We start from the raw sequence: 24737 nt of genomic DNA, 5'->3' as shown, positions 1-24737 counted from the left end.
AGCCGAACGCCCCGACTCCAAAACCCCAGGCAACGCCACGCGGGATGCGGCGACCTCGGGTGGCGCGACACAAGATGGCGCGGCGCCAGGCGGTACCGCGCGTGATGCTGCGACCTCGGGTGGCGCGACGCGGGATCAGGCGATTTCAGGTGGCGCGGCAGATGGCGCGGCGCCAGGCGGTGCTGCGCGTGATGCGGCGATCTCGGGTGGCGCGACGCGTGATGCGGCGATCTCGGGTGGCGCGGCAGGTGGCGCGGCGCTAGGCGGTGCTGCGCGTGATGCGGCGATCTCGGGTGGCGCGACGCGGGATGCGGCGACCTCGGGTGGCGCGGCAGATGGCGCGGCGCTAGGCGGTGCTGCGCGTGATGCGGCGATCTCGGGTGGCGCGACGCGGGATGCGGCGACCTCGGGTGGCGCGGCAGGTGGCGCGGCGCTAGGCGGTGCTGCGCGTGATGCGGCGATCTCGGGTGGCGCGACGCGGGATGCGGCGACCTCGGGTGGCGCGGCAGATGGCGCGGCGCTAGGCGGTGCTGCGCGTGATGCGGCGATCTCGGGTGGCGCGACGCGGGATGCGGCGACCTCGGGTGGCGCGGCAGGTGGCGCGGCGCTAGGCGGTGCTGCGCGTGATGCGGCGATCTCGGGTGGCGCGACGCGGGATGCGGCGACCTCGGGTGATGCGACAGGTGGCGCGGCGCCAGGCGGTGCTGCGCGTGATGCGGCGATCTCGGGTGCCGCGACGCGGGATGCTGCGACGCCAGGCAACGCCACGCGGGATCAGGAGACCTCGGATAGCGCGACGCGGGACAAAGCGACGCAGGACAGTGGCACGTCGGCGGGCGAAGCCGCGACCGCGACCACGGCGAAGAAGAAGTCCAGCGCGCGCATGCCGTTCGGGCCGCGCCCCGGCACATCTGCCACCGAGGTTGCGAAGTCGTCCACAAGCGCAACACCGGCGGCCGCCGCGACTTCGGGAGACGTAGCTGAGAAGTCGGCAGAAGCAGGCGCCGACGTCGCTGGCACCAGGGGCGAGACCAGCAAGGCGGTGGCAGTCGGCGGCATGACCGCCGAGACCGCCGAGTCGACAGAGGCTGACGCCGACGAGGTGGAGCCCGCCAGCGAGGTGAGCACGACGGCGGCCTCCGGCGCGGCGGAAGCCGAGTCTGTTGCCGATGCGGGCGCGACTGAGACGGCGGCAGCGGCCTCGACGGTCGACGCCGACAAGGCCGGGGCCGTTTCGGACACGCCCGACCCCGGGATCGGCGGAGCGGGCGTTGCGATCGATGCGCCGGAGGCGAGCGGCGATGCGCCGGTAGAGGAACCCGCCGCAATCAAGGCAGGGACAGTAAGCGATGGCGCGCCCGCGGGGACCGCAGTTCCCGCGGTGGGAAGCGACACGGCTGCGGCAGAGCCCGGCGCCGCCGAAGTGGAAAGCGACAGCGCCGCCGCGCCCCAGCCCGGCAGCGAAGCTCCCAAGACTGAGAGCACGGCACCTGAGGTCGTCGTCGCCGAAGCAGGCGGCGGGACCGAGTCGAGCGCCGCTGTCAGCAACGCCGGAACCGAGACAAGCAGGAAGCCGGCCGGCGCCACTCGGGCGGGTACTGGTTCGGGCACGAAGGCGTCCCGGAAGAAGGGCAAGGGCCGGGCGGCGGCAGCGCTCAAGTCGAGCGCCGCGACAGCAGCAGCCGAGAGCTCGCCCGGCGCAGCGGGCAAGCCCGAGCAGGCGCCCGAGATCGACAACGCAATGCCGGCCAGCACCGACGCAGACGCCAAGATCCTCGGCGGCGAGAACACCGCCGATGCGACAGCCGGCACCAAGGCCCCTGTGGGTGACGCGAGCGACGAGTCCACGGTGGGCGCCGAAGCCGCCGTAACCGACGGCTTGGCGGGCGCCGAGGCAGCGGCCGTCACGAAGCCGGCCACGGCCACCACCGCCGCGACAACCACGGTTCCGAAAGCCAAGACGTCCGCTCCCGCCAAGGGTGACGCCGACGCCGGCCGTACGCGGGTCATCAAGCCGACCGGCACTCCCGCGAAGACCACCGTCATCCCGGCGGCCCGCACTGGCGCGGCCGCCAAGGCAGCCGTGCCGGTCTCCGGCGCCCCGGGTTTCGGCCAGCCGACCCGCCCGGCCTGGCAGCCGATGACCGTTCGTGCCCCCTCTTCCGGCGGTCGCGGCATCACCGTTTTCGGCACCACGCTCACCCGGCGCCAGACCGTGATCGCCATCGGTGTGCTGGTCGCCGTACTGTTGGCGCTTGTTGTTCTGGTGCCGCGGGCTTTCGGGGACGAGGAGGATCGGGCGCAGGACAACGGCCCGAAGGGCGGGGTTGCGCCGGTTGCATCCGGCAAGCCGTCCGCCGCGCCGAGTTCTCCGGTGGGCGCGGCGCCCGTGCCGACGACCACCGCGCCGGTCACTCCCAGTGCCAAGCCTTCGCCGGCTGCCAGTAAGCCTGCGTCGACCGGGAAGGCCCCCAAGGGCTGGAAGATGTACAACGGTGACGGCTATTCGGTGCCGGTGCCCGAGGGAGCCTCGATTCGGGCCGATGGCACCGAGATGTACTTCTCCAAGAACAACCGGCTGCTCATCATCGACCACTCCGAGCAGCCCAAGTCCGATCCCGTCGCCGACTGGAAGCAGCAGGAGGCGGATCGGCGGGGGACGAAGTACAAGAACTACCAGCGGATCCGGCTGGAGGGGCTCAACTATCTCGGCAAGGCCGCCGACTGGGAGTTCACCTACACCACGGTGAGTGGCAACCCGCAGCATGCGATCAAGCGGGGGTTCATCACCACGCCCGGCAAGCAGGCCTACAGCATCTCCTGGTACACGTCGCCGGAGGACTGGGCGGCTTCGCAGAAGGATCTTCAGGTCATCTACCAGGGGTTCAAGGCCAACCGGTAGGTCTCCAGGTGTGAGTGACGGGTGAATGGGTATTCATCGGTCACCACGGATGGAGGTGCAAGATGATTCGACGACACGGCAGTAGGCCCACGATCGCTTTGTGGATGCTCGTCGCGATCGCCGACGTCGCGCTTGTCGTGGCGACCGCCAGTGCGCTGGTCGTGATGATGGTGCTGGCCGGCGCGATGATCGTTGCCGGAGCGATTGCCGGCCGCCTCATGCTGCAGCGGCGCGCCGTCCCCCAGCAGGAATCCGTGCTGCGCCGCCGCGCCTAGTGCGGCGCTGATCGACTACGCTCGCGGGCTGTGTCGATCGACTCGGTAAGTGACCTCTGGGACACCCTGCTCGGTGCCCAGCCGGACCCGCCCGGCCTGCTCGTCCTCGTGACGGCGGTGATCGCGCTGGCCGTGGTCGCCTTCCGGCCGCTGTGGCGGATCGCCCGCAACGCCATCACCATCGCCCACGAGGGTGGCCACGCACTGGTCGCGCTGCTGACGGGCCGCAAACTGCGCGGCATCCGGCTGGAGTTCGACACGTCCGGGCTCACCCTCTCGGCCGGCCGCCCGACCGGGCCCGGCATGATGTTCACCCTGCTGGCCGGCTACATCGCGCCGTCGCTGGTCGGGCTGGGCGGCGCCTGGCTGCTCGGCGGCAACCGCATCACCCTGCTGCTGTGGGTCGCGGTGGTCCTGCTGCTGCTCATGCTGATCAACATCCGGAACGTGTTCGGCGCGGTCTCCGTGCTGGTCACCGGGGCGATCGTCTTCGCCGTTTCCTGGTACGCGACCCCGCAGGTCCAGGCCGCCTTCGCGTACGTCGGAGTGTGGTTCCTCCTGATCGGCGGCGTACGCCCGGTCTTCGAGCTGCAGAAGCTCCGCAGCCGCGGCCGGATGCCGGAGTCCGACGCCGACCAGCTCGCCGGCGTCACGCACGTGCCCGCGCTGTTCTGGGTGGGCGTCTTCCTGGCCGTCGACGTGGCCGCGCTGGTCATCGGCGGGTTCATGCTGGCCGGCCAATGGTTGCCCGCCGTCAGCAACACGCCCTGACTTCGAGTAGCCGAACGGTGACCAGTTGAGTATTTGCTGGTGATGCGCGTCACGGAAGGCCGTCGCTAGCGTCGCTGGCATGGAGGCGCCACCCGGAATCGCGTGGACCGCCGGGGTGGTCGCGTTCGTCGCCGCGGTGCCGCTGTGGCGGTTCACCACGCACGCGATCACCATCGCCCACGAGGGCGGGCATGTGCTGTTCGGCCTGCTCATGGGCCGCGGCATCACCAAGGTCACGGTCACCGGGGGCGGTGGCGGGTCGACCGGCTTCCGGGCCGGTGGCTGGCTCGCCATCATGGTGTCGTTCCTGGCCGGCTACCTCGGACCGTCCATCTTCGGCTTCGCCGGCGCCTGGATGCTGGTGCACGACGTGGCGCCGCGGGCCGTGCTGCTGATGAGCCTGGCGCTGATGGCCCTGCTGCTGGTCATGGTCCGCAACTTCTTCGGCTTCATCGCCGTGCCGCTCACCGCCGCGGTCCTCTGGCTGGTCGCCATGCGCGCCGGGCCCGAGGCGCAGCTCGTCTTCGCGTACATCTGGGTCTGGTTTTTGCTCATGGGCGGCGTGCGGCAGATCCCCGAGCTGTACCGGCACTGGTTGGGCGACGGCGAACCGGACACGCAGGTGCTGTCGCAGCAGACGGGCCTGTCCACGGCGTTCTACGTGGCGTTCTTCTGGCTCGGCTCGATGGGCGCCCTGGTCTGGGGCGGGGCCCTGATGTTGCGCTACACCGGCTGAGCTGTCAGAGCGGGATGTTGCCGTGCTTCTTCGGCGGCAGGGTCTCCCGCTTGGTGCGCAACGTCCGCAGTGCCAGCGTGACCTGCGCCCGGGTCGCGGACGGGGCGATGACCGCGTCCACGTAGCCGCGTTCCGCCGCGATGTACGGGTTCGCCAGCGTGTCCTCGTACTCCTTGATCAGCTCGGTCCGCAGCGCCGCCGGGTCCTCCGCGCCGGCCAGCTCGCCCCGGTAGAGGATGTTGACCGCGCCCTGGGCCCCCATCACCGCGATCTGCGCCGTGGGCCAGGCGAAGTTCATGTCCGCACCGAGGTGCTTCGAGCCCATCACGTCGTACGCGCCGCCGTACGCCTTGCGGGTGATCACCGTGACTTTGGGGACGGTTGCTTCCGCGTACGCGTAGATCAGCTTGGCCCCCCGCCGGATGATGCCGTCCCACTCCTGGCCGGTGCCCGGCAGGAAGCCGGGCACGTCCACGAAGGTCAGCACCGGGATGTTGAAGGCGTCGCAGGTGCGCACGAAACGTGCCGCCTTCTCGGACGCCGCGATGTCCAGCGTGCCGGCGAAGTGCATCGGCTGGTTGGCCACGACGCCCACCGGCCGGCCCTCGACCCGGCCGAAGCCGATCACGATGTTCTGCGCGTAGAGCGGCTGGACCTCGAGGAAGTCGTCGACGACGGTCTCCACCACGCGCTTGATGTCGTAGGGCTGGTTGGCCGAGTCCGGGATGAGCTGGTCCAGGTCGCGGTCGGCGTCCGAGACGTCCAGCGAAGCGGGCAGGTCGAAGGTGGTCGGTTCGTCCAGGTTGTTGCTGGGCAGGTACGACAGCAGCGCGCGCACGTAGTCGATCGCGTCGTCCTCGTCACTGGCCAGATAGTGCGCGTTGCCGCTGCGGGAGTTGTGGGTGCGGGCGCCACCCAGGTCCTCCATACCGACGTCCTCGCCGGTCACCGTACGGATGACGTCCGGCCCGGTGATGAACATGTGCGAGGTCTGGTCGACCATGACGGTGAAGTCGGTGATCGCCGGGGAGTAGACCGCGCCGCCCGCACACGGGCCCATGATCAGCGAGATCTGCGGGATGACGCCGCTGGCGCGCACGTTGCGGAAGAAGATGTCGGCGTACAGGCCGAGCGCGACGACGCCCTCCTGGATCCGCGCGCCGCCGGAGTCGTTGATGCCGATGATCGGGCAGCCGATCTTCATGGCCAGGTCGAGCACCTTGACGATCTTCTCGCCGAAGACCTCGCCCAGCGAGCCGCCGAACACGGTGAAGTCCTGCGAGAACACGCACACCTGGCGGCCGTCGACCGTGCCGTGCCCGGTCACCACGCCGTCGCCGTACGGACGGTTCTTCTCCAGGCCGAAGGCGGTGGACCGGTGCCGGGCCAGGCCGTCGAGCTCCACGAAGGAACCCTCGTCGAGCAGCATCTCGATGCGTTCCCGGGCGGTCTTCTTGCCCCGGGCGTGCTGCTTCTCCACCGCGCGGGCCGAACCGGCGTGCACGGCCTCGTCGGTGCGCCGTTCGAGGTCGGCGAGTTTGCCGGCCGTCGTGTGGATGTCATCCTGCTGCGTCACGTCCTGCTGCGCCGTCACGATGCCCCGTCCTCCGCTCACCCACGCATGCCCGCCGGCCAGGCGGCATTCACGCCGGAGAGATCGTATCCAGGCTCCGGCGGGCGCCACGCGGTGCCCGTACGCGGGGGTGCGACAGAAAGCACGTTTCGCACTCAATGCCCCATTCGTTACAACCCCCGTGACGACATGGATGACCCCCGTCGGCGTGGCGTTGATCGTCGGTGGCATCACCACGCTCATCGTCTTCCGCGCCGCGCTGTTCCGCAGCAGCTCTGAAGACCGGCGCGTCGCCGAGCGCGGCGAGACCCGCCGCCGCGCGGATTCCCCAGGCTCGGACGGTACGTCGTCAGCTGCGGGCCGGGATGAGGGAGCTCCGAGCCGTAAGCGGCGCCGTGGGCGGGCCGAATCCTCGGTCAAGACCCGCAGGGCGCCGGCTTCTTCCGGCGAGGACGGCACGGCACCCGATTCGGTCGTGCCCGCTCCGCGAGGGGGTCGTCGGGCCGAGCCCGGTGCCGCCGAATCGGCTGCTCCCGCCCCACGCGGCCAGGCCCAGCCTGCCGGTCCGGGCCAGTCCGGGCCAGGAGCGGACCAGGCCGGGCGCTCCCGCCCGGGTTCGCGGCGCCTGTGGCCGACCTCGGGTACTCCTGTGCCGGACGTCGACGCCGCGGTATCCGGCGTGGGAACAGCGCCGGCCGAAGACGCGGACGGCCCGGACCGGTCCGTGTTCCGCCGGCTCGTGGACCTCGACGAGGAAGGCGTCCAGCCCCCGGTCGGTGCCGCCCCGACCGATCTGCGGCTGGCGTCGCTGAGCCGGGCCGACGATCCGGGCGAACCCGCCGACCAGGCGGGCGACCCGGAACTGGACATCGACCAGGACCTCGACCGGGCCGCCGACGTCATCGACCCGGCCGAACAGTCCCACGCGCTCGACCTGCCGGGCCTCGGCCTGCTCGGCCTGCAGCCGGCCGATGGTGGCTACGACGCTGACCTCTCCGGTCCGTTCGACTCGGTGGCGGGCACCGGCACGTTCCCCGGGCTCTTCGCCGACGTGGCCCTGGAGGACGCCGACGAGACGGGCTTCGTCCCGGTCCCCGAGGAATCCACCGGAACGGACTGGGCCGAACGCGCTGACCGGCGTTACGGCGACCGGGTCGAGGGCTGGGTCCGGCCCGAGTACCCGGACGAGCCCGTCGCGGGGGAGTACTGGACGCCCGCTCCGGTGGGCTCCTACGAGGCCGAGTACGGCTGGCCGACCCCGGTGGAACGGCTTCCTGAGGTGCCGCCTTACCCACCGTCGTCCGGGTTCGACGTACCGGTGGAGATCGAGACGGAACCGACCCGGCCGGTGCTGCAGTGGCCGCCGGCCCGCCCGGACGACCGGATCGAGCTGCCGCGCTCCAGGTCCCACCGGGGTGGCGAGACCGGTCCGGCGTTCCGGACGGCGGTCGATCGCGACGGGCCGGTCGGTCTCCGGCCGGTGGCTGACCGGCCGATCGAGGACGTGATGCCGGACGCCCGCGCGCAAGCGGCCGGAGCCGCGACCGCTTTCTCGGCCGGAACCGCCGAAGGCGGTGTGGCCTTCTCGGACGCAGCCGCCCACCCGCTGCGGGACGACGATCTGGTGGAGGGCGTCGGCCTGGCGAACGTCGATGACCTGGCCGAGGTGGACGATCTGGCTGGAGCCGGCCTGGCGGGTGGCAGTGATCCGGCGGGAAACAGCCGGTTCGACGAAGAAGCGAGCCTCCCGGCCGGCCGGTTCGGCGGCGAGGCGATCGTCCCGGTGCCGGAGGTGACCGGTCGCAGGCGCTTCGACGAGCCGGTTCCGGCCGCCGACGACCGGGTGTTCCTCGGCACGGACGGGCTCACGCTCGCCCCCAACCCCTACGTCCACGAGGACGAGCCCGTCCAGCCCAGCTACAGCCGGGCCGCTCAGGCAGCCCGCCGCCTGGCCCGAAGCCCCGGGCCGGACGCCCCGGCCGACGGCGCTGAGCACGGAAGAGCCCGGGAGGACCGGCGGGACGCAGCAAGCCGAAGGGACCGCCGGACCAGCCGCGGCCGCCGGGACAGGGACAGCGCCCCCCAGGCCGGCACCTCCCAGGAGGCCGGACCGTCACCGGAGGCCCACGCCCCCCGGGCGAAGCACCCGGCCCCGGGCGCCTGGCCACCCCCGGCCGCCTATAACGACCGGCCCGCCGACCAACCGCAGCGCGCCCGGACCACCAACACCGCCGGCGCCAACCGCGTGCCGGTGCGCCGCGGCCCGGCCGCCGACCGGAGCGGCCCCTACGCAGCCCGCGAGGAAAGCCTGGAAGGCCCCATCTGGACCGTTCCCGACCTGCCCGAAGCCGCCATGCCGGACCTCACCTGGTCCCCGGAGGAAGCACCCGACGACACCCGCAGACCGCGCCGCCCCGCCGTCATGGTGCGTCGCCGGCGTGCGGCCGGCGCCGAGGCGACCCAGGCGCTGCCCCCGATGGAGCCGGTCCGGCCGGATCAGCCGCGGGCCCGTCCCCGGCCCCGCCCGCGTCCCGGGGCCGGTCAGCCGGAGCCGCGGAGCACGGTCTACGTCAGCCGGCACGCAGCCGAACCGAGCTGATCAGGGCGGGTCTAGGGTGGGTTGATGGCTTCCTCGCCCTATACGGATCTGGACCGGCCGCCGCTGGGTGAGCGGGCCCTGCAGCGGGCGCTCATCGTGCCCGGCGGGTTCTGGCAGCGGCTGGAGATCCGGGCCGAGACCGGTTCCACCAACGCCGATGCCGCGGCCGCCGGTCAGGCCGGCGCCGCCGAAGGGCTTGTCGTGGTGGCCGAGCGGCAGGTGGCCGGCCGTGGCCGGCGCGACCGGCAGTGGGTGTCGCCGCCGCGGGCCGGGCTGACGTTGAGCTTCCTGCTGCGGCCCGGCGTCGCCGACGCCGAGCGGGGCTGGGCTCCGGCGCCGCAGCGCACCTGGGGCTGGTTGCCGTTGCTGGCCGGGGTGGCCCTGCGGGAGACCGTGCAGCGGCTGGCCGAGGTCGACGCCGCGCTCAAGTGGCCGAACGATCTGCTGCTCAACGCCGGTCCCGGGGAGTCCAAGGCGGCCGGCATCCTGGCCGAGGTCTCCGGTGACGCGGTGGTGGTCGGGATCGGCCTGAACGTCACCACCCGGGCCGATGAACTGCCCGAGACCACTGGACTGCCGGCCACCTCGCTGCGCATTGCCGGGGCCACGGCCACCGACCGCGATCCACTGCTGCGGGCGCTGCTGCGCGGCGTCGCCCGGTGGTACGGCGGCTGGCGGGAAGCCGGTGGCGACGCCGAGATGTGCGGGCTGCTCGCGGCGTACCAGCGGGATTGTTCGACGATCGGGCGGGACGTGCGGGTGCTGCTGCCCAACAGCCAGGAATTCACCGGTACGGCGACCACGGTGGACGGTGACGGCCAGCTCGTGGTCCGTACGGCTGACGGCGAGCGGCGCGTCTCGGCGGGGGACGTCCTGCACGTACGCTGAGCGCGTGGCTTTCCCGGACGAGGTGCTGACCGACGAGGAAGAGGTTGTCCTCCATCTGCATCCGCACGCGCGGGCGGCCGTACGCCCGGTCGTGGTCCTGCTGGTGGCCCTGGCCGCCGTGCTCGGGGTCTGGATCATGTTGCCGCCGACGACCGGCGGCCTGATCGGGGTCTGCCTGGTCGGTGCCGTGGCCCTGTTCATGGCGGTGACCCGCGGGGTGTGGCCGCTGCTGGTCTGGCGCGGCACCCACTACGTCTTCACCGACGAGCGGATCCTGCTGCAGGACGGCGTGATCGCCCGCGAGCGCCGTGACCTGCCGCTGAACCGGGTCAACGATCACGTGATGAGCCAGTCGCTGCTGGACCGGATGCTGGGCAGCGGGACGTTACGGATCGACTCGATCGGGGACCAGAGCGCGGTGCTCGTCGCGGTGCCGCACGTGCAGCAGGTGCAGACGCTGCTCTACCAGCTCATCGAGACGGATCGGGAGCTGCACGGCGACGACGAGGACGACGAACAGCCGGAGCCTGAGCCCGTGCGGGGGCGGGACCGCCGGCGGTGAGCGTCAGACGGCTCGCCGCTGGGCGTCGATCTCCTTGGCCAGCTCCTCGTCCAGGCGGCCGTCGGCCTCGGCGCTGAGCTCGGCCAGGCCGGCCACCACGTCGAGCTCGGCCACCACGGCCTCGTGGCCGTCGACGGGCGGCTTGAGGAAGACGAACGTCCGGTACGCCCAGAAGCGGAAGACCGTGGCAACGGCGATGCCGAGCAGGGTGACCCCCATGAACAGCAGCTCGTCGTGCTCCTCGGTGAGGCCGAAGCCGTACTTGCCGATGGTCACCGCGCCGGACTGGATGATCATGCCGACCAGGTTGAAGCCGAAGAACAGCGTGTACTCCCGGCGCAGCGCGCTGCGGGTGTGCTTGCGGTAGGTCCAGTACCTGTTGGCCACGTACGCCAGCGTGGTCGTGACGATCGTGGCGACGACGCTCGCCTTGACGGCCCCGATGGGCAGCAGAGCCCACGTGATCGCCATGTAGAGCAGCGTGTTGGCGGCGCCGATCGCACCGAAGGCGAGCGCCTCGGGGGCGAGATTGCGCAGGCGTTCCGCCAGCGGGCGAGCTGAAGGCATTGGCCAACCTTACGGGGGGAAGGGCGCGGACAACGGAGCCGGACGTGCGGTGACTCCGACGTCACATTCGCGGGACAGCGCGCGGGGCGGGCGGTGGCGCGGACGGCGGCGTGCCGGCGGACTCCGTGACCGGGGCCTCCACCAGCGGCGCGGGCGTCGGATCCGGGACCACGGTGTCGCCGAACACGAAGCGGCGGTACGACCAGAAGCGGAACAGAGTGCCCACGGCGGTGCCCACGAACTGGCCGGAGATGTTGTCGGCCAGCGGGGTCTGGAACTCGGGCCAGATCGCGCCCAGGCCGTAGTGGCTGATCGCCAGGCAGGTCAGCCCGATGCCCAGGCCGACCGCGTTGAGCAGGAAGAACAGGGTGTACTGGCGGGCCATGTTGGTGTGCTCGCGGTGCCGCCAGGTCCAGTACCGGTTGCCCGCGAAGGCCAGGGTGGTGGCGATCACGGTGGAGATGGTCTTGGCCAGCAGAGACTCGTAGCCCCGGTGCAGCAGCACGTTGAAGATGGCGAAGTCGATCGCGAAGGCGATGCCGCCGACCGTGCCGAACTTGCTCAGCTCGCGCACGAGTGCCCCGAAGCGTGCCCGCAGCGCGGGCAGGAATGCGGCAGGCACGGACCCGAGAGTACCGGCGCCTGTCACTGTCCGCCGTTTTCGTGAGCGACTCTTAACCCTTCCACCGCAGCGTGGTCCCGCTGCTTGTACGGACGGTGACCCCGTTGGTTGATCTCGGTGATCTCGGCGTGCCGGCCCCGGCAGCCCGCGCAGTAGGCCAGGTGGGCCTCCAGCCGGACAGCCACTCGCGGAGCGATCCGGCCCCGGACGTGCCCGCCGAGCCGGTCCCCGGTCCACCGGCACTCGGGCGGATCGGCGTCGGCCACGTGCTGCTGCAGGTAGAGCCGGCGCAGCCCTTCCCGGGCCCGGTGGGCGAGCACGGCGACGGCGTTCGGGGTCAGGCCGAGCTGCGGGGCGACCTCGGCCGGGCTGGCTCCCTCGACCTCCGTACGCCACAGCACGTCACGCCAGCGGTCGGGCAGTGCCTCGAAGGCCCGCGCGGCGTAGGTGCGTTCCAGCCGGTCGAGGGCCGGGTCCAGGAACGGCTCGCCCTCGTCGTAGCGGGTCAGGTCGTCGGTGAACTCCAGCCGCCGGTCCCGGCGCGCCCGGTGGTAGCAGACGTGCCGAAGGGTTGTGCAGAGGTACGCGCGGAACGCCACCAGCGGTCCCCGCCCGGCCCGCAGGCTGGCGAACACCTTCGCGAACGTCTCGGCGACCAGGTCGTCGGCGTCCGCGGGGTCGTGCACGAGGCCGTACGCCAGCGCCCGGGCGGCGGCCCGGTGGCGCTGGTACAGGACGCCGTACGCGGCGGTGTCGCCGCCGCGGACGGCGGCGAGCAGGTCGGCGTCGCCGTCGCCGTCGCCGTCGCCGGCCGGGATCGTCATTCCTGCCTCCTGTAGCCGGGAGTGGGAGGAAAGCCCGAGTAGCGGCAAGCTTAGGACGTTTCGTCCGTTTTGTGAAAGCGGGCGAGTGCCGGGCCGGAAGTGGCGGCCGGACGCCCGGATGCTCGCTTGTGCATCAAGCGGCGAAGAATCGGTCGTGATCGCGCACCGTGGCCGAAGTTTGTGCGGTTGTCCACAGGATTCACCGATGAACTGAACGTTCCCTCGGCTTAGGCTGATGTGACTCCCGTGACAGCGGCCGGTTCTCCGGCCTGCTTCGTCACAGGTCAGTGCCGACCGAAGGGAATCACATGTCAGTGCCCCCCACTGCTCACACCAAGCTCCTGACCTGGGTGGACGAGGTTGCCGCCCTGACCACGCCGGACCGCGTCGTCTGGTGCGACGGCTCGGACACCGAATGGGCGCGGCTCACCGACGCGCTCGTCGACGCCGGCTCGCTCGTCCGCCTCGACCCCGGCAAGCGGCCGAACTCGTTCTGGGCCCGTACCGATCCCGGGGATGTCGCGCGGGTCGAGGAGCGCACGTTCATCTGCTCCGTGGACCCCGCGGACGCCGGTCCGACCAACAACTGGACCGCGCCCGCCGAGATGAAAGCGACGATGACGCAGCTGTACCGCGGCTGCATGCGCGGACGCACGATGTACGTCGTCCCGTTCTGCATGGGACCGCTCGACTCGCCCAACCCGATGTTCGGCGTCGAGCTCACCGACAGCGCGTACGTGGTCACGTCCATGCGGATCATGACTCGGATGGGCGCCGCCGTGCTCGAGGCGATGGGCGACGACGCGGACTTCGTGCCGGCCCTGCACTCGGTCGGCAAGCCGCTGGCCGAGGGTGAGGCCGACGTGCCGTGGCCGTGCAACGAGACCAAGTACATCTCGCACTTCCCGGAGACCCGCGAGATCTGGTCGTTCGGCTCCGGGTACGGCGGCAACTCGCTGCTCGGCAAGAAGTGCTTCGCGTTGCGGATCGCCAGCGTCGCCGCCCGCGACGAGGGCTGGCTGGCCGAGCACATGCTGATCATGAAGCTGACCTCGCCCGCCGGACAGGTCCGCTACATCGCCGGGGCCTTCCCGTCGGCCTGCGGCAAGACCAACCTGGCCATGCTCGAGCCGACCCTGCCGGGCTGGAAGGTCGAGACCGTCGGCGACGACATCGCCTGGATGCGCTTCGGCTCCGACGGCCGGCTGTGGGCCACCAACCCGGAGTACGGCCTGTTCGGCGTCGCCCCCGGCACCGATGAGCACACCAACCCGAACGCGATGCGCACCCTCGCCCGGGGCAACTCGGTCTTCACCAACGTGGCCCGCACCGACGACGGTGACATCTGGTGGGAGGGCATGGGAGAGCCGCCCGCGCACCTGATCGACTGGAAGGGCAACGACTGGACACCGGAGTCCGGCACGCCGTCCAGCCACCCGAACAGCCGCTTCTGCACGCCCATCAACCAGTGCCCGATCCTCGCCCCGGAGTACGACGACCCGCGCGGCGTACCGATCGACGCGATCCTGTTCGGCGGCCGGCGCAAGACCACCGTGCCGCTGGTCACCGAGGCCCGCGACTGGGTGCACGGCGTCTACTTCGGCGCGACGCTGTCGTCGGAGACCACGGCCGCCGCGGTCGGCCAGGTCGGCGTGGTGCGCCGGGACCCGATGGCGATGCTGCCGTTCATCGGCTACCACGCCGGTGACTACTTCAACCACTGGATCGAGATGGGCAAGGCCGCTTCCGGCGACGCCGAGAAGCTGCCGAAGATCTTCTACGTCAACTGGTTCCGCCGCGACGCCGACGGCGGCTTCCTCTGGCCCGGCTTCGGGGAGAATTCCCGGGTCCTCAAGTGGATCGTCGAGCGCCTGGACGGAACCGGCGAGGCGGTGGAGACCCCGATCGGGCAGGTGCCGACCCCGGACGCCCTCGACGTCAGCGGCCTGGACATCAGCCGGGCCGACCTGGAGGCCGTGCTGCGCGTCGACACCGACGAGTGGCTGGCCGAGATCCCGCAGGTGGAGGAGTGGTTCGCCAAGTTCGGCGACAAACTCCCCGCCGTCCTGTGGTCCGAACTGGACGCGCTGAAGTCCCGCTTGAACGCCGGCTGATTCCCCGCGCCCGCCTCGCGTTCGAGGCGGGCGCGGCCTGGGTACCTTCAGCCCGTGACCACCCTCGACATCCGGCCGCCCGCGGTCCGTGCGCTGACCTGGCTGCTGGTCGCGACGGCGGCGGCGACCGCCGGGGTCGAGCTGCTCAATTTCTGGTACGCGCCCGAGCAGGGTTTCGGGCTCGCGGTCCGCACCGGCTGGGCGCTGCTGCGTACCCTCGGCTGGTTGATCCTGATCTGGCACGTGCGGCGCAGCCGCGCGGTCTCCCGGCCGCTGGGGCTGATCCTGGCCGTGACCACCATCTTCGCCGTCGGCCGCCTGATCGTGCCGCGCGACGGCGTGCCGCCGCTGACCGGCCTCGTCGGTTTCGGCGTGCTGACCACGCTCTGCCTCACCGTCGTCGTGCTGCTCTACCGCCACCCCACTGTGCGCAACCACCTGGTCCGTTATCCGGCCAAGCTGGTGGCCACCCGCAAGGGCCTGGAGTGGCGCGAGTCCGCGCCGCGCCGCCCACCGGTGGCGGCCTGGGTGATCACCGCGCGCGTCGCCGCGTTCACTTACAGCCCGCTGATTCTGGTGCCGGCGGTGATCTCGGTCGGCGAGCTGGGCCGCCGGCCGGAGTACATCCTGGCGGTGGTCTTCTGGATCTTCGTCGGCATCGGCGCCAGCTACGCGGTCTTGCTGACCACCTTCTTCCTGCAACGCGGCAAGGCCTGGGCCCGGCAGCTGATGGTGTGGGTCAGCTTGGGCGTGCTCGTGATCGATCTGCCGCTCTGCTACCTGCTGCTGGGCCCGGACGGACTGATCCGCGACGGGGCGCCGCTGGTCGCCGCCGCGGTGCTGGCCTGCTACGCGGTGTGGCGGGCCGGCCGCACGGCCGCCGCCACCGATGCCGCTGCCGCGGCAGCACCAGCATGACCGGCGGCGGTGGCGTGGCCCGGACGGGTCGGGGCGGATGAGCCTCGAGCAAGTCGATGTCGCGGTGGTCGGGGCCGGTCCCGCCGGGGCCGCCGCGGCGCTGGCCGCCCGCCGGGCCGGCGCGTCGGTGCTGCTGCTGGACAAGGCCGACTTCCCCCGCGACAAACCGTGCGGTGACGGCATCGCCGCCGACGCGGTGGACGTGCTCGCCGAGCTCGGCGTCACCGGCGTGACCGACGGATATCCGGCGGTGGAACGACTGCGCCTGGTCGCACCCGGCGGCGACGAGGTGGCCCGGCCCTTGCCGCGCCCGGCCCACACCGTGCCGCGCAAGGTGTTCGACGAGCGGCTGGTGCGGGCGGCCGTCGCGCAGGGCGCTGAGCTGCGCCGGCACACCGTGCGCAGCATCCGGCCCGATCGGGACGGCGTCACCCTCGACGACCGGATCCGGGCCCGGGTGGTGATCGGCGCGGACGGCGCCGGTTCGGTGGTACGGCGTGCGCTCGGCCACCCGGTCAACCCGGACGGGCACCTGGCCATCGCGATCCGCGGTTACGCCCCGGCGGTCGGCACCGAGCAGCTCATCCGGACGACGAGTGCGCGCTGGCCCGCGTACGCGTGGTCGTTTCCGATCGGGGACGGCAGCGCCAACGTCGGCTACGGCGAGACTCTGCGGGGGACGCCGCTCACGAAGGCGTACCTGGTGAACCGGCTCGCGGAGCTGCTGCCCGGCGGTCCGCCGACCGGCTTGCGGGCCCACCATCTGCCGTTGTCCACCCACCGGCCGCCGCCGGGCCGCGGCCCGGTGCTGCTGGCCGGCGACGCGTTGTCGCTGATCAACCCGTTCACCGGCGAGGGCATCTTCTACGCCGTGCTCTCCGGCGCGCTGGCCGGCGCGGCCGCCGCGGCCGGTCCGCAGCGGGCCGCCGCGCGTTACGCCACGTCCTTCGGTGACCGGCTCGGCCGGCATCTGCGGCACTCGGGCCTCGCCGCGCTGCTGACCCGACGGCCCTCCGTGGTCGACGCCGCGGTCCGGGCCGCCCGCCGAGATGGTGTGGTTTTCCACCGGATGGTGGACCTGGGCCTGGGTGACGGGGTTTTCGACCTTCGCACGATCGGACGCATCGGGGCCGCGATGCTCCACAAGCGTGACGCGGCCTCTTGAGCCGGAGCGCGCTCTCGATAGGCTTGCCGGGATGAGTCTGCGGTCCCTGGTCTATTCGCTGTACGAACGACGGCTCGCCGGCAAGCTCGCCGGCCGGCCGGTGCCGCAGCATGTCGGCGTGATGTGCGACGGCAACCGTCGCTGGGCCCGCGAGATGGGCTACGTCGATCCGAACGACGGGCACCGGGTGGGCGCGGTCCGGATCAAGGAGCTGCTCGGCTGGTGCGACCAGGCCGGGATCAAGCACGTGACGCTCTATCTGCTGGCCACCGACAACCTCCAGCGGCCCGCCGCCGAGCTGGACCCGCTGGTCAAGATCATCGAGGATCTGGCCACCGAGCTGGCCGAGGACGGCAACCCGTGGCGGCTGCGCATCGTCGGCGCGCTCGATGTGCTGCCCGCTCCGACGGCGACCGTGCTCAAGGCCGCGCAGGAACGCACCCGGGACCGGGTCGAGGGCGTCGAGGTCAACCTCGCGGTCGGCTACGGCGGGCGCCGGGAGATCACCGACGCGGTGCGCTCGCTGCTCTACGAGCAGTCCGCGGCCGGGCGCACGCTGGAGGAGCTGGCCGAGATCCTCGACGTCGAGCACATCGCCGAGCACCTCTACACCAAGGGCCAGCCCGACCCCGACCTGGTCATCCGCACGAGCGGGGAGCAGCGGCTGTCCGGATTCCTGCTGTGGCAGTCGGCGCACTCGGAGTTCTACTTCCACGACGCCAACTGGCCGGACTTCCGCCGGACCGACTTTCTGCGGGCCCTGCGCTCGTACGCGGGCCGCCAGCGTCGCTACGGCGCCTGAAGCTGCTCGCCGCCAGCACCGCGATCACGATCGTGATGCCCGCCCACTCGTGCGGGCGCAGCGCCTGACCGAGCAGCACCAGTCCGGCCAGGGCCGCGAGCACCGGGTGCACGCTCATGAACATCCCGAACAAGCGCGCCGGGATCCGGCGCAGGGCGATCAGATCGAGCGCGTACGGCAGTGAGCTGAGCAGCCCCGCGCACCCGGCATAGGCCAGCCCGGTGACACCGAAATGTCCCTGTGCGACAAGCATCACAGCCACCGGCAGATAGCCCAGCGCGGACACCGTGGTCGCCGCCGCGGTCGCCTGGATCCCCGGCACCCGCGCCCCCAGCACCCGGTTGAGCAGGATGTACGCGGCCCACCCGGCCGCCGCGAGCAGCGCGCAGCCGATCCCGGCGAAGTCGCTGGCCGGCCCGGGCCGGACGAGGACGTAGACGCCCACCCCGGCCGCGAGGGCGCAGGCCAGGTCGAAGCGGGTCCGCGAGCCGGCCAGCGCCACCGTCAGCGGGCCCAGCACCTCCAGCGTGACGGCCAGGCCGAGACCGATCCGGTCGATCGCCGTGTAGAGGCTGAGGTTCATCACCGCGAACGTGCCGGCCAGCAGCAGCGTCGGCCACCACTGCGGCCAGGTGAAGCGGCGCGGATCGGGCCGGGCCACCGCCAGCAGGGCCGCGGCCGCCACGAGCTGGCGTACCGCGACGACCCCGGCCGGACCGGCGGTGGCGAACGCGTGGGCGCCCACCGCGGCGCCGGCCTGGTTGCTGACCGCGCCGGCGAGCATGGTGGCCAGGCCACCGAACCGCGAAGATCTCATGCGGTCCAGGCTTCGCGGCGGCGCCCGGGAACGGAAATGACCGGCCCGCCCGATCTATACGCTGACCGTATGGATGTGCGGGTGCGCCAGCTCCGGGCGTTGGTCGCGGTGGTCGACGCCGGTACGTTCACCGACGCGGCGACGGCCCTCGGGGTCTCCCAGGCGGCTGTCTCCCGTTCGGTCGCCGCCCTGGAACAGGCCCTCGGCGCCCGGGTGCTGCAGCGGACCACCCGGCACGTCGCCCTCACCCCGACCGGCACCCGGATCGTCGCCCAGGCCCGGCGCATCCTCGACGAGATCGCCCACCTCCAGCGCATCGTCACGGACGCGCGCACCGAGGTCCGGGTCGGCTACGCCTGGGCGGCGCTGGGCCGGCACACCCGGCGGTTGCAGAAGGCCTGGGCGGCGGCGCATCCCCGCGTACCGCTGGTGTTCGTGCAGGTCAACGATCCGACCGCGGGCCTGAGCGACGGTACGGCCGACCTCGCCGTCATCCGCCGCCCGCTCGACGATCCCCGCTTCGCCACCGCCGAAATCGGCCGCGAGTCCCGGTACGCCGCCGTGGCCACGGACAGCTCCCTGGCCCGCCGCCGGTCCCTGCGGATCGAGGACCTGTCGCGTTCGACCGTCGCGATGGACACCCGCACCGGCACGACGACGCCGGCACTGTGGCCGGCGGACTCCCGGCCCGCCGCGGTGCGGGAGACGCCGGCGGTCGACGAATGGCTGACCTTGATCGCGGCCGGGCAGGCGGTGGGGGTCACCGCCGAGGCGACGGCGCACCAGTATCCGCGGCCGGGCGTCGCCTACCGGGTGCTGCGCCACGCGCCCCGCATCTCGGTGCGGCTGGCCTGGTGGCGCGACGACCCGCCGGCCCAGCTCGACGAGGTGCTGGCGCTGGCCCGCACCGCCTACGGCTGGTCAGCGCCAGACGACACATAGAGCGCCGGCCTCCGCCGGCGCGATGCCTCAGCGCGGTGTCGGACGGCGCGGTGTGGGGCGGCGCGGTGTCGGGCGGCGGCGGCGTTGGGCGGCGCGGTGTGGGTTGGCGGCGGCGTTGGGCGGCGCGGTGTGGGGCGGCGGTGTCGGGCGGCGGCGGCCGGCTCAGCGGCGGAAGGCGTGCAGGGCGTCGGCGAGGAAGCCGGCGACGGCCTCGGGTGACTCCAGGGTCAGGTCGGCCGCGCTGGACACCTCAGCGCCGGTCTCCGGGTTGGCCACCGCCACGCACATGCCGAAGAAGTCCGGGTCGACCGCCTCGCGGGCGCGCAGCGCGTCGAACGCCTTGATGTCGGACATGTCGTCGCCGAAATACCAGGCGCAGCGGGCGTCCAGCACGCCTTCGCCGATCACCATGCCCTTGTCCTGGTCGACCGGCGGCTTCAGCTCGACGACCATCCGGCCGCCCTGGATCCGCAGGCCCAGGCGCTCGGCCTGCTCGTGCCCCCAGCGCTCGACCGTCTGGGCCAGCTGCGGCGCGGTGCGGTAGTGCAGGGCCACCGACAGGCGCTTGTATTCCACCAGGATCGGCTCGGGCAGCTCGGTCCTGGCCCGCTCGGCCAGCTCGGCCATCGCGGGGACCCAGGGCAGCGCGGCCGGCTCGGTGACGACCGCGCCGTCGTGCCACACCTCGAGGCCGTAGAGCCCGTAGAGGTCGACGTGGGCCAGCGACTCGAAACGCGAGCGCAGGAAGCTGACCGGACGGGCCGAGACGATCGCCACCCGGGCCACCGCGCCGGCCAGCTCCTCGAGCACGCCCAGCACCGACGGCACGGGCTGGGAGGCGTCGGGATCGTCGGTGACGGGTGACAGCACGCCGTCGAAGTCGAAGAAGAGAGTCGTGTCCCCGGCCCGCGAGGCGGTGAACTGCCAGGCCTCGGCGGCGGTCAACGGGTGCGTGGGACGCCCCCGCTGCGGTTCGGACTCAGGGTGCGGCTCGGACTCAGGCACAAGTCCCAGCCTACCTGCCGTGCGGCTCATCGCACGTCGGCGTGACGCCCCGAATTGGCGGATCACGCGGGTACTACCGCCGGTGGCAGTTGACCGCTAGCGTTCTTGTCATGGCACGGGGTCATCCCGGGCCAACCGGTCGGCCCGGACCTGCGACAAGAGCGCCACGGGGCCCCGCATCCCGGCTCCGTGCCAGGCACGGGCGCCGGACGTGGCGGACCGCGGGCGGACCGGGTTGCACGCCCGCTGGAGCAGGCCTGTGACATCTCGCCGTATTGACGCCGGGGCTTCGCAAGACCCGGCCGCCACCGTCTCCAGCAGCCGTACCGGCACGGGACGTAGGTCGTCCCGCGATCGGCACGCCGACGCGGAGCCCGCCCCAGCCGGCCGGGTCTTCGTGCTGGACACCTCGGTCCTGCTGTCCGACCCGGCGGCGTTCCGCCGGTTCACCGACCACGAAGTGATCATTCCGCTCGTGGTGATCTCCGAGCTGGAGGGCAAGCGCCACCATCCGGAGCTCGGCTGGTTCGCCCGGCAGTCGCTGCGCATGCTCGACGAGCTGCGGATCAAGTTCGGCCGGCTGGACCAGCCCGTGCTCTGCAACGACGAGGGCGGCACCCTGCGGGTCGAGCTGAACCACGCCGACCAGAGCGTGCTGCCGCAGGGCTTCCGCAACGACTCGAACGACACCCGGATCCTGTCGGTGGCGCTCGGGCTGGCCGCGGAGGGCCGCGAAGTCACGCTGGTCAGCAAGGACATGCCGTTGCGGGTCAAGGCCGCGTCGGTCGGCCTGACGGCCGACGAGTACCGGCACGGCCAGGCCAGCGACCCGACCTGGGTGGGCATGGCCGACCTCAAGCTGAGCGAGGACCAGGTCGCCCAGCTGTACGCGGGTGAGGAGCTCGAACTCGAGGACGCGGAAGCCCTGCCGTGCCACACCGGCCTGGTGATCCATTCCGCGCGTGGTTCCGCGCTGGGCCGGGTCAACCCGGACAAGACCGTACGGCTGGTCCGTGGTGACCGGGAGGCGTTCGGGCTGCGCGGCCGCTCGGCCGAGCAGCGGATCGCCCTGGACCTGCTGCTGGACGAGTCGATCGGGATCGTCTCGCTGGGCGGCCGGGCCGGCACCGGCAAGTCGGCCCTGGCCCTGTGCGCGGGCCTCGAGGCGACGATGGAGCGCAACCGCCACAAGAAGGTCGTCGTCTTCCGCCCGCTGTACGCCGTGGGCGGCCAGGAGCTCGGCTATCTGCCCGGCAGCGAGTCCGAGAAGATGTCGCCCTGGGCCCAGGCGGTCTTCGACACCCTCGGGGCGGTGGTGCACGGCAACGTGATGGAGGAGGTCATGGCCCGGGGCCTGCTCGAGGTGCTGCCGCTGACCCACATCCGTGGCCGCAGCCTGCACGACTCGTTCGTGATCGTGGACGAGGCCCAGTCGCTGGAACGCAACGTGCTGCTGACGGTGCTGTCCCGGATCGGGCAGGGCTCGCGGGTGGTCCTCACCCACGACGTCGCCCAGCGCGACAATCTGCGGGTGGGCCGGCACGACGGCGTCACGGCGGTGATCGAGGCGCTGAAGGGTCATCCCATCTTCGCCCATGTCACCCTCACGAGGTCCGAGCGCTCGCCGATCGCAGAGGTCGTCACCGATCTCCTCGAGGACATTCCGCAGTAACGCTCCGCAATCGGCTGAGGCGGGAATCCGAGGGGTTCCCGCCTCACGCTGTGAATGAGGACAACTACATAAAGTGAGGTATTGGCTACCTCGAAAGTGCTGGAAATGGCGGGCTTTTGCCCGGAATAACGCCTAAACGCCCTGTGATTCATTTCACAGGTGCGCGTCGTCATTTCACATCCACTTCACCGTGCGCCATGGTGGCTGGCGAGCATCAATCGCGTGCCCCGGCCGGTCGGAGATCGACTTGGCGGGTCACCGTGACCGGCGGAAGTCGCCGGGTCGCACGGCCCGAGGGGTCGGCGAAGCTCGCGGCGGGAAGCATCGCCGGGATTCATCCCGGTAAATTCCGGCCGCGTCATTGCCCCCGACGAAGGGATACTTCGTGAATCGGCTCTGGAGCCGGGTCGGAATCCGTGTGGCCTCGGTGGGTCTGCTCGTGGCAGGCGTGATCGGCGGGGTCTACCTCGGTAAGGACCAGGAAGTCCAGGCGCAGGGCGCCCCCCAGGCCCGCGTTGTCGCCCAGGTCGATGTGGCCGAGATGCAGCTTCTGAAGGAGCGGCACGGTCAGCATGCGGCGGCTCGCGCCTACCAGCGGCAGGCCGAGGACGAGGCAGCCACGAAGGCGGCCACCGAGGCCAAGGCGGCAGCCGCGAAGGCCCGCACGGCCGAGAAGAAGCTGATCGAGAAGAAGGCCGCCGAGAAGAAGGCGGCGGAGGCCAAGAAGGCGGAGTCCTCGTCCAGCTCGGGCGGCGGCACGGTGCCTTACACCGGCGACATCCCGGCCTCCTGCGACGAGTACAGCGGCAACCGGGCCACCGGCTGCGCCCTGATGCTCAGCGCGGGCTTCAAGATCGATCAGTTCCCCTGCCTGGACAAGCTGTGGAAGAAAGAAAGCGGCTGGAACCACAAGGCCTCGAACCCCAGCTCGGGCGCGTACGGCGTGCCGCAGGCGCTGCCCGGCTCGAAGATGGCTTCGGAAGGCTCGGACTGGAAGACCAACCCGGCCACCCAGATCAAGTGGGGCCTCGGCTACATCGAGGGCCGCTACAACACCCCGTGCAACGCGTGGTCGCACTCGCAGAACACGGGCTGGTACTGATCCCAGCGTGACAAAAGGGGTACGCGCTTCGGCGCGTACCCCTTTTGCCGTCACGGGCCGTGATCAAATGACCAGATGGTCCGGAAAGTCGCATCGGGATTCGTGGTCGGGGTGCTCGCCCTCGTGCTGTCCGGCGGTCAGATAGCCGCCCGGGCCGCCGACCACAGCGAGCCGGTCCGCGAGGTCGTCGGCGGCACCCTGGCGCCGGCCGGACGCTTCCCCTGGATGGTGCGCCTCTCGATGGGCTGCGGCGGCGTGCTCACCGCGCCCGGTGTGGTGCTCACGGCTGGTCATTGCGTGACCGGCTCCGGCAAGGACGACACCATCGGCGTGATCGCCGGGACCACCGACCTCAAGTCCGGCGCCGCGATCAACGCCCGCTCGGTCGCCGTGATCCGGGCCGGCGGCTTCCGCGACGAGACGCGCGGTGACGACTGGGCGCTGGTCAAGCTGGACCGCAAGCTCGACCTCCCGGTACTGGCGCTCGGCCGCGACGGCGTCGACGAGACCGGCCCGATGACCATCCTCGGCTGGGGCCAGACCAGCGAGTCGTCGATGCGTCAGCAGCACAGACTGCGCTACGCCACCGTCTCCCTGGTCGGCGACAAGCAGTGCGCCAAGGCGTACCGGAAGGTCGGGGTCGAGCTCGTCAAGGACGAGGCGATCTGCGCTGCCGGCCGGGGGGTCGACACCTGCCAGGGCGACTCCGGCGGCCCGATGGTCCACCAGAGCGCCGACCACCGCTGGGTGCAGGTCGGCATCGTCAGCTTCGGTCTCGGCTGTGCCCGGCGGAACTACCCGGGCGTCTACACCCAGGTGTCGAAGTTCCACGACGACATCCAGGCGGCGACCCGCAAGCTGAGCTGAGCGCGTCCGATCCGCCACACCGAGTTGGCGTCGCTGGCGCCCATCGGCAACCATCGGGGGATGAGCTATCCCGGCGAGCGCGAGGATCAGGCGGCGCGATTCGGCACGGAGGCGTTCTTCGCCTCCATCGGCCGTGCCTTCGTGGCGATGTGCGCGGTCATCCCGGTGCTGTTCCTGATCGAGGCGATCGACGTCGGCCTCGGCGCGGGCCGGCTCGACGTGGCGGGCGGCATCATCCCGCGCCGCATCGACGGCCTGGACGGCGTCATCTTCAGCCCGTTCCTGCACGCCGGCTGGGACCACCTGTACGGCAACAGCATCCCGCTGATCCTGGTCGGCACCTTCGCGCTGGCCGGCGGCACCCGTCGCTTCCTCTGGTCGACGCTGGTGATCGTGCTGGTCAGCGGCTTCGGCGTCTGGATCATCGGCGATCCGAGAAGCGTCGTGGTCGGCGCCAGCGGCGTCGTCTTCGGCTACCTGGGGCTGCTGGTGGCCCGCGGCTTCGTGGAGCGCAGCTGGTGGAATCTGGGCGTGGCCGCGTTCATCGGGCTGCTGTACTGGTACCAGCTCTACAACGTGCTCCCGACCGACCAGCCGATCTCCTGGCAGGGCCACCTGCTCGGCCTGCTCAGCGGCGTGGTCGCGGCGATCATCTTCCGCCGGAAGCGGCCGCGGCCCGCGGCCGCCCTCTACGACCCGGGCAGCACAACACTCACCGACATCTGAGCCGGCCGCGCCGCCGGGCCGGGCCTCCGGGCCGGGTCGCGCCGGCGCGTCGGGCGGCGGGCTGGGCGGGGTCATGCCGGGTGGGCGGCCGCACTGTGTTGGGCGGCCGTGCCGGGTAGCCGCGCCGGGCCGCGTTGCCGGGCCGGGCGGCGCGCGCCGGGCTGGGTGGTCATGCCGGGTGGGCGGCCGCGCTGTGTTGGGCGGCCGTGCCGGGTAGCCGCGCCGGGCCGCGTTGCCGGGCCGGGCGGCGCGCGCCGGGCTGGGTGGTCATGCCGGGTGGGCGGCCGC

The 24737-nt window shown here is 71.8% G+C and carries 20 protein-coding genes and 1 pseudogene; 15 read left to right on the top strand and 6 right to left on the bottom strand.

Annotated features, from left to right (window positions below; genetic code table 11):
* The first annotated feature begins 3006 nt into the window (after window positions 1–3006).
* The 3 genes from AB0C12_RS07760 to AB0C12_RS07750 all read left to right on the top strand — a co-directional run bounded on the left by AB0C12_RS07760 (window position 3007) and on the right by AB0C12_RS07750 (window position 4684).
* Window positions 3007–3177 carry a hypothetical protein gene (locus tag AB0C12_RS07760; protein WP_360545345.1) on the top strand — a complete coding sequence of 57 codons (171 nt, stop codon included), beginning with the start codon at window positions 3007–3009 and terminating at the stop codon, window positions 3175–3177.
* 30 nt (window positions 3178–3207) lie between these two features.
* Entirely contained in the window at window positions 3208–3948 is a 741-nt protein-coding gene (locus AB0C12_RS07755; RefSeq protein WP_360545343.1) for a M50 family metallopeptidase, read from the top strand.
* Window positions 3949–4027: 79 nt separating this feature from the next.
* Window positions 4028–4684: a M50 family metallopeptidase gene (locus tag AB0C12_RS07750; protein ID WP_360545341.1), complete on the top strand. Its 657-nt coding sequence runs from the start codon at window positions 4028–4030 to the stop codon at window positions 4682–4684.
* 4 nt (window positions 4685–4688) lie between these two features.
* Here the strand turns inward: AB0C12_RS07750 and AB0C12_RS07745 are convergent, their stop codons facing one another.
* Window positions 4689–6260 carry an acyl-CoA carboxylase subunit beta gene (locus AB0C12_RS07745; RefSeq protein WP_360547054.1) on the bottom strand — a complete coding sequence of 524 codons (1572 nt, stop codon included), beginning with the start codon at window positions 6258–6260 and terminating at the stop codon, window positions 4689–4691.
* 646 nt (window positions 6261–6906) lie between these two features.
* On the opposite strand from AB0C12_RS07745, the gene AB0C12_RS07740 reads away from it, so the two are divergent.
* Genes AB0C12_RS07740 through AB0C12_RS07730 form a run of 3 tightly spaced genes read left to right on the top strand, consistent with a single transcriptional unit; the run spans window position 6907 to window position 10306 of the window.
* Window positions 6907–8856: a hypothetical protein gene (locus tag AB0C12_RS07740; RefSeq protein ID WP_360545339.1), complete on the top strand. Its 1950-nt coding sequence runs from the start codon at window positions 6907–6909 to the stop codon at window positions 8854–8856.
* A 24-nt stretch (window positions 8857–8880) separates the two neighbouring features.
* Window positions 8881–9744: a biotin--[acetyl-CoA-carboxylase] ligase gene (locus tag AB0C12_RS07735; RefSeq protein WP_360545337.1), complete on the top strand. Its 864-nt coding sequence runs from the start codon at window positions 8881–8883 to the stop codon at window positions 9742–9744.
* Window positions 9745–9748: 4 nt separating this feature from the next.
* Window positions 9749–10306 carry a PH domain-containing protein gene (locus AB0C12_RS07730; RefSeq protein ID WP_360545335.1) on the top strand — a complete coding sequence of 186 codons (558 nt, stop codon included), beginning with the start codon at window positions 9749–9751 and terminating at the stop codon, window positions 10304–10306.
* A 3-nt stretch (window positions 10307–10309) separates the two neighbouring features.
* Here AB0C12_RS07730 and AB0C12_RS07725 read toward each other — a convergent pair whose 3' ends face one another.
* The 3 genes from AB0C12_RS07725 to AB0C12_RS07715 all read right to left on the bottom strand — a co-directional run bounded on the left by AB0C12_RS07725 (window position 10310) and on the right by AB0C12_RS07715 (window position 12319).
* Window positions 10310–10873 carry a GtrA family protein gene (locus tag AB0C12_RS07725; RefSeq protein ID WP_360545333.1) on the bottom strand — a complete coding sequence of 188 codons (564 nt, stop codon included), beginning with the start codon at window positions 10871–10873 and terminating at the stop codon, window positions 10310–10312.
* 61 nt (window positions 10874–10934) lie between these two features.
* Entirely contained in the window at window positions 10935–11522 is a 588-nt protein-coding gene (locus tag AB0C12_RS07720; RefSeq protein WP_360545331.1) for a GtrA family protein, read from the bottom strand.
* Window positions 11519–12319: a sigma-70 family RNA polymerase sigma factor gene (locus AB0C12_RS07715; RefSeq protein ID WP_360545329.1), complete on the bottom strand. Its 801-nt coding sequence runs from the start codon at window positions 12317–12319 to the stop codon at window positions 11519–11521. Before AB0C12_RS07715 ends, AB0C12_RS07720 begins: the two co-directional genes overlap by 4 nt.
* Window positions 12320–12627: 308 nt before the next feature.
* Between AB0C12_RS07715 and AB0C12_RS07710 the strand changes: the two genes are divergently transcribed.
* From AB0C12_RS07710 to AB0C12_RS07695, 4 genes are read left to right on the top strand one after another with little or no spacing between them, the layout of a single operon-like run.
* Window positions 12628–14433, top strand: a complete 1806-nt coding sequence (locus AB0C12_RS07710; RefSeq protein ID WP_360545327.1) for a phosphoenolpyruvate carboxykinase (GTP) — start codon at window positions 12628–12630, stop codon at window positions 14431–14433.
* A gap of 54 nt (window positions 14434–14487) precedes the next feature.
* On the top strand, window positions 14488–15351 hold the full coding sequence (locus AB0C12_RS07705; RefSeq protein WP_360545325.1) for a hypothetical protein: 864 nt from the start codon (window positions 14488–14490) through the stop codon (window positions 15349–15351).
* 37 nt (window positions 15352–15388) lie between these two features.
* Window positions 15389–16516 carry a geranylgeranyl reductase family protein gene (locus AB0C12_RS07700; protein ID WP_360545322.1) on the top strand — a complete coding sequence of 376 codons (1128 nt, stop codon included), beginning with the start codon at window positions 15389–15391 and terminating at the stop codon, window positions 16514–16516.
* Window positions 16517–16547: 31 nt separating this feature from the next.
* Window positions 16548–17318: an isoprenyl transferase gene (locus AB0C12_RS07695; RefSeq protein ID WP_360545320.1), complete on the top strand. Its 771-nt coding sequence runs from the start codon at window positions 16548–16550 to the stop codon at window positions 17316–17318.
* A 22-nt stretch (window positions 17319–17340) separates the two neighbouring features.
* On the opposite strand, the pseudogene AB0C12_RS07690 reads toward AB0C12_RS07695, so the two are convergent.
* A pseudogene (locus tag AB0C12_RS07690) lies at window positions 17341–17901 on the bottom strand (EamA family transporter); the annotation flags it as partial.
* Window positions 17902–18204: 303 nt separating this feature from the next.
* On the opposite strand from AB0C12_RS07690, the gene AB0C12_RS07685 reads away from it, so the two are divergent.
* Entirely contained in the window at window positions 18205–19077 is an 873-nt protein-coding gene (locus tag AB0C12_RS07685) for a LysR family transcriptional regulator (RefSeq protein ID WP_360545318.1), read from the top strand.
* Window positions 19078–19239: 162 nt separating this feature from the next.
* Here AB0C12_RS07685 and otsB read toward each other — a convergent pair whose 3' ends face one another.
* Window positions 19240–20082, bottom strand: a complete 843-nt coding sequence (gene otsB, locus AB0C12_RS07680) for a trehalose-phosphatase (RefSeq protein WP_360545316.1) — start codon at window positions 20080–20082, stop codon at window positions 19240–19242.
* A gap of 259 nt (window positions 20083–20341) precedes the next feature.
* On the opposite strand from otsB, the gene AB0C12_RS07675 reads away from it, so the two are divergent.
* The 4 genes from AB0C12_RS07675 to AB0C12_RS07660 all read left to right on the top strand — a co-directional run bounded on the left by AB0C12_RS07675 (window position 20342) and on the right by AB0C12_RS07660 (window position 24449).
* Window positions 20342–21754, top strand: coding sequence for a PhoH family protein (locus tag AB0C12_RS07675; RefSeq protein ID WP_360545314.1), 1413 nt, complete (start codon window positions 20342–20344; stop codon window positions 21752–21754).
* Window positions 21755–22139: 385 nt separating this feature from the next.
* Window positions 22140–22856, top strand: a complete 717-nt coding sequence (locus AB0C12_RS07670) for a lytic transglycosylase domain-containing protein (protein ID WP_360545312.1) — start codon at window positions 22140–22142, stop codon at window positions 22854–22856.
* A 75-nt stretch (window positions 22857–22931) separates the two neighbouring features.
* Complete coding sequence (locus AB0C12_RS07665; protein WP_360545310.1) at window positions 22932–23723, top strand: serine protease; 792 nt, start codon at window positions 22932–22934, stop codon at window positions 23721–23723.
* 60 nt (window positions 23724–23783) lie between these two features.
* On the top strand, window positions 23784–24449 hold the full coding sequence (locus AB0C12_RS07660) for a rhomboid family intramembrane serine protease (RefSeq protein ID WP_360545308.1): 666 nt from the start codon (window positions 23784–23786) through the stop codon (window positions 24447–24449).
* The last annotated feature ends 288 nt before the right edge of the window (window positions 24450–24737 follow it).

Source organism: Actinoplanes sp. NPDC048967 (genome assembly GCF_040649415.1).
Classification (GTDB): Bacteria; Actinomycetota; Actinomycetes; order Mycobacteriales; family Micromonosporaceae; genus Actinoplanes.
The sequence above is the reverse complement of the archived record's forward strand: the minus strand, read 5'-3'. Positions and strand labels throughout refer to the sequence as shown.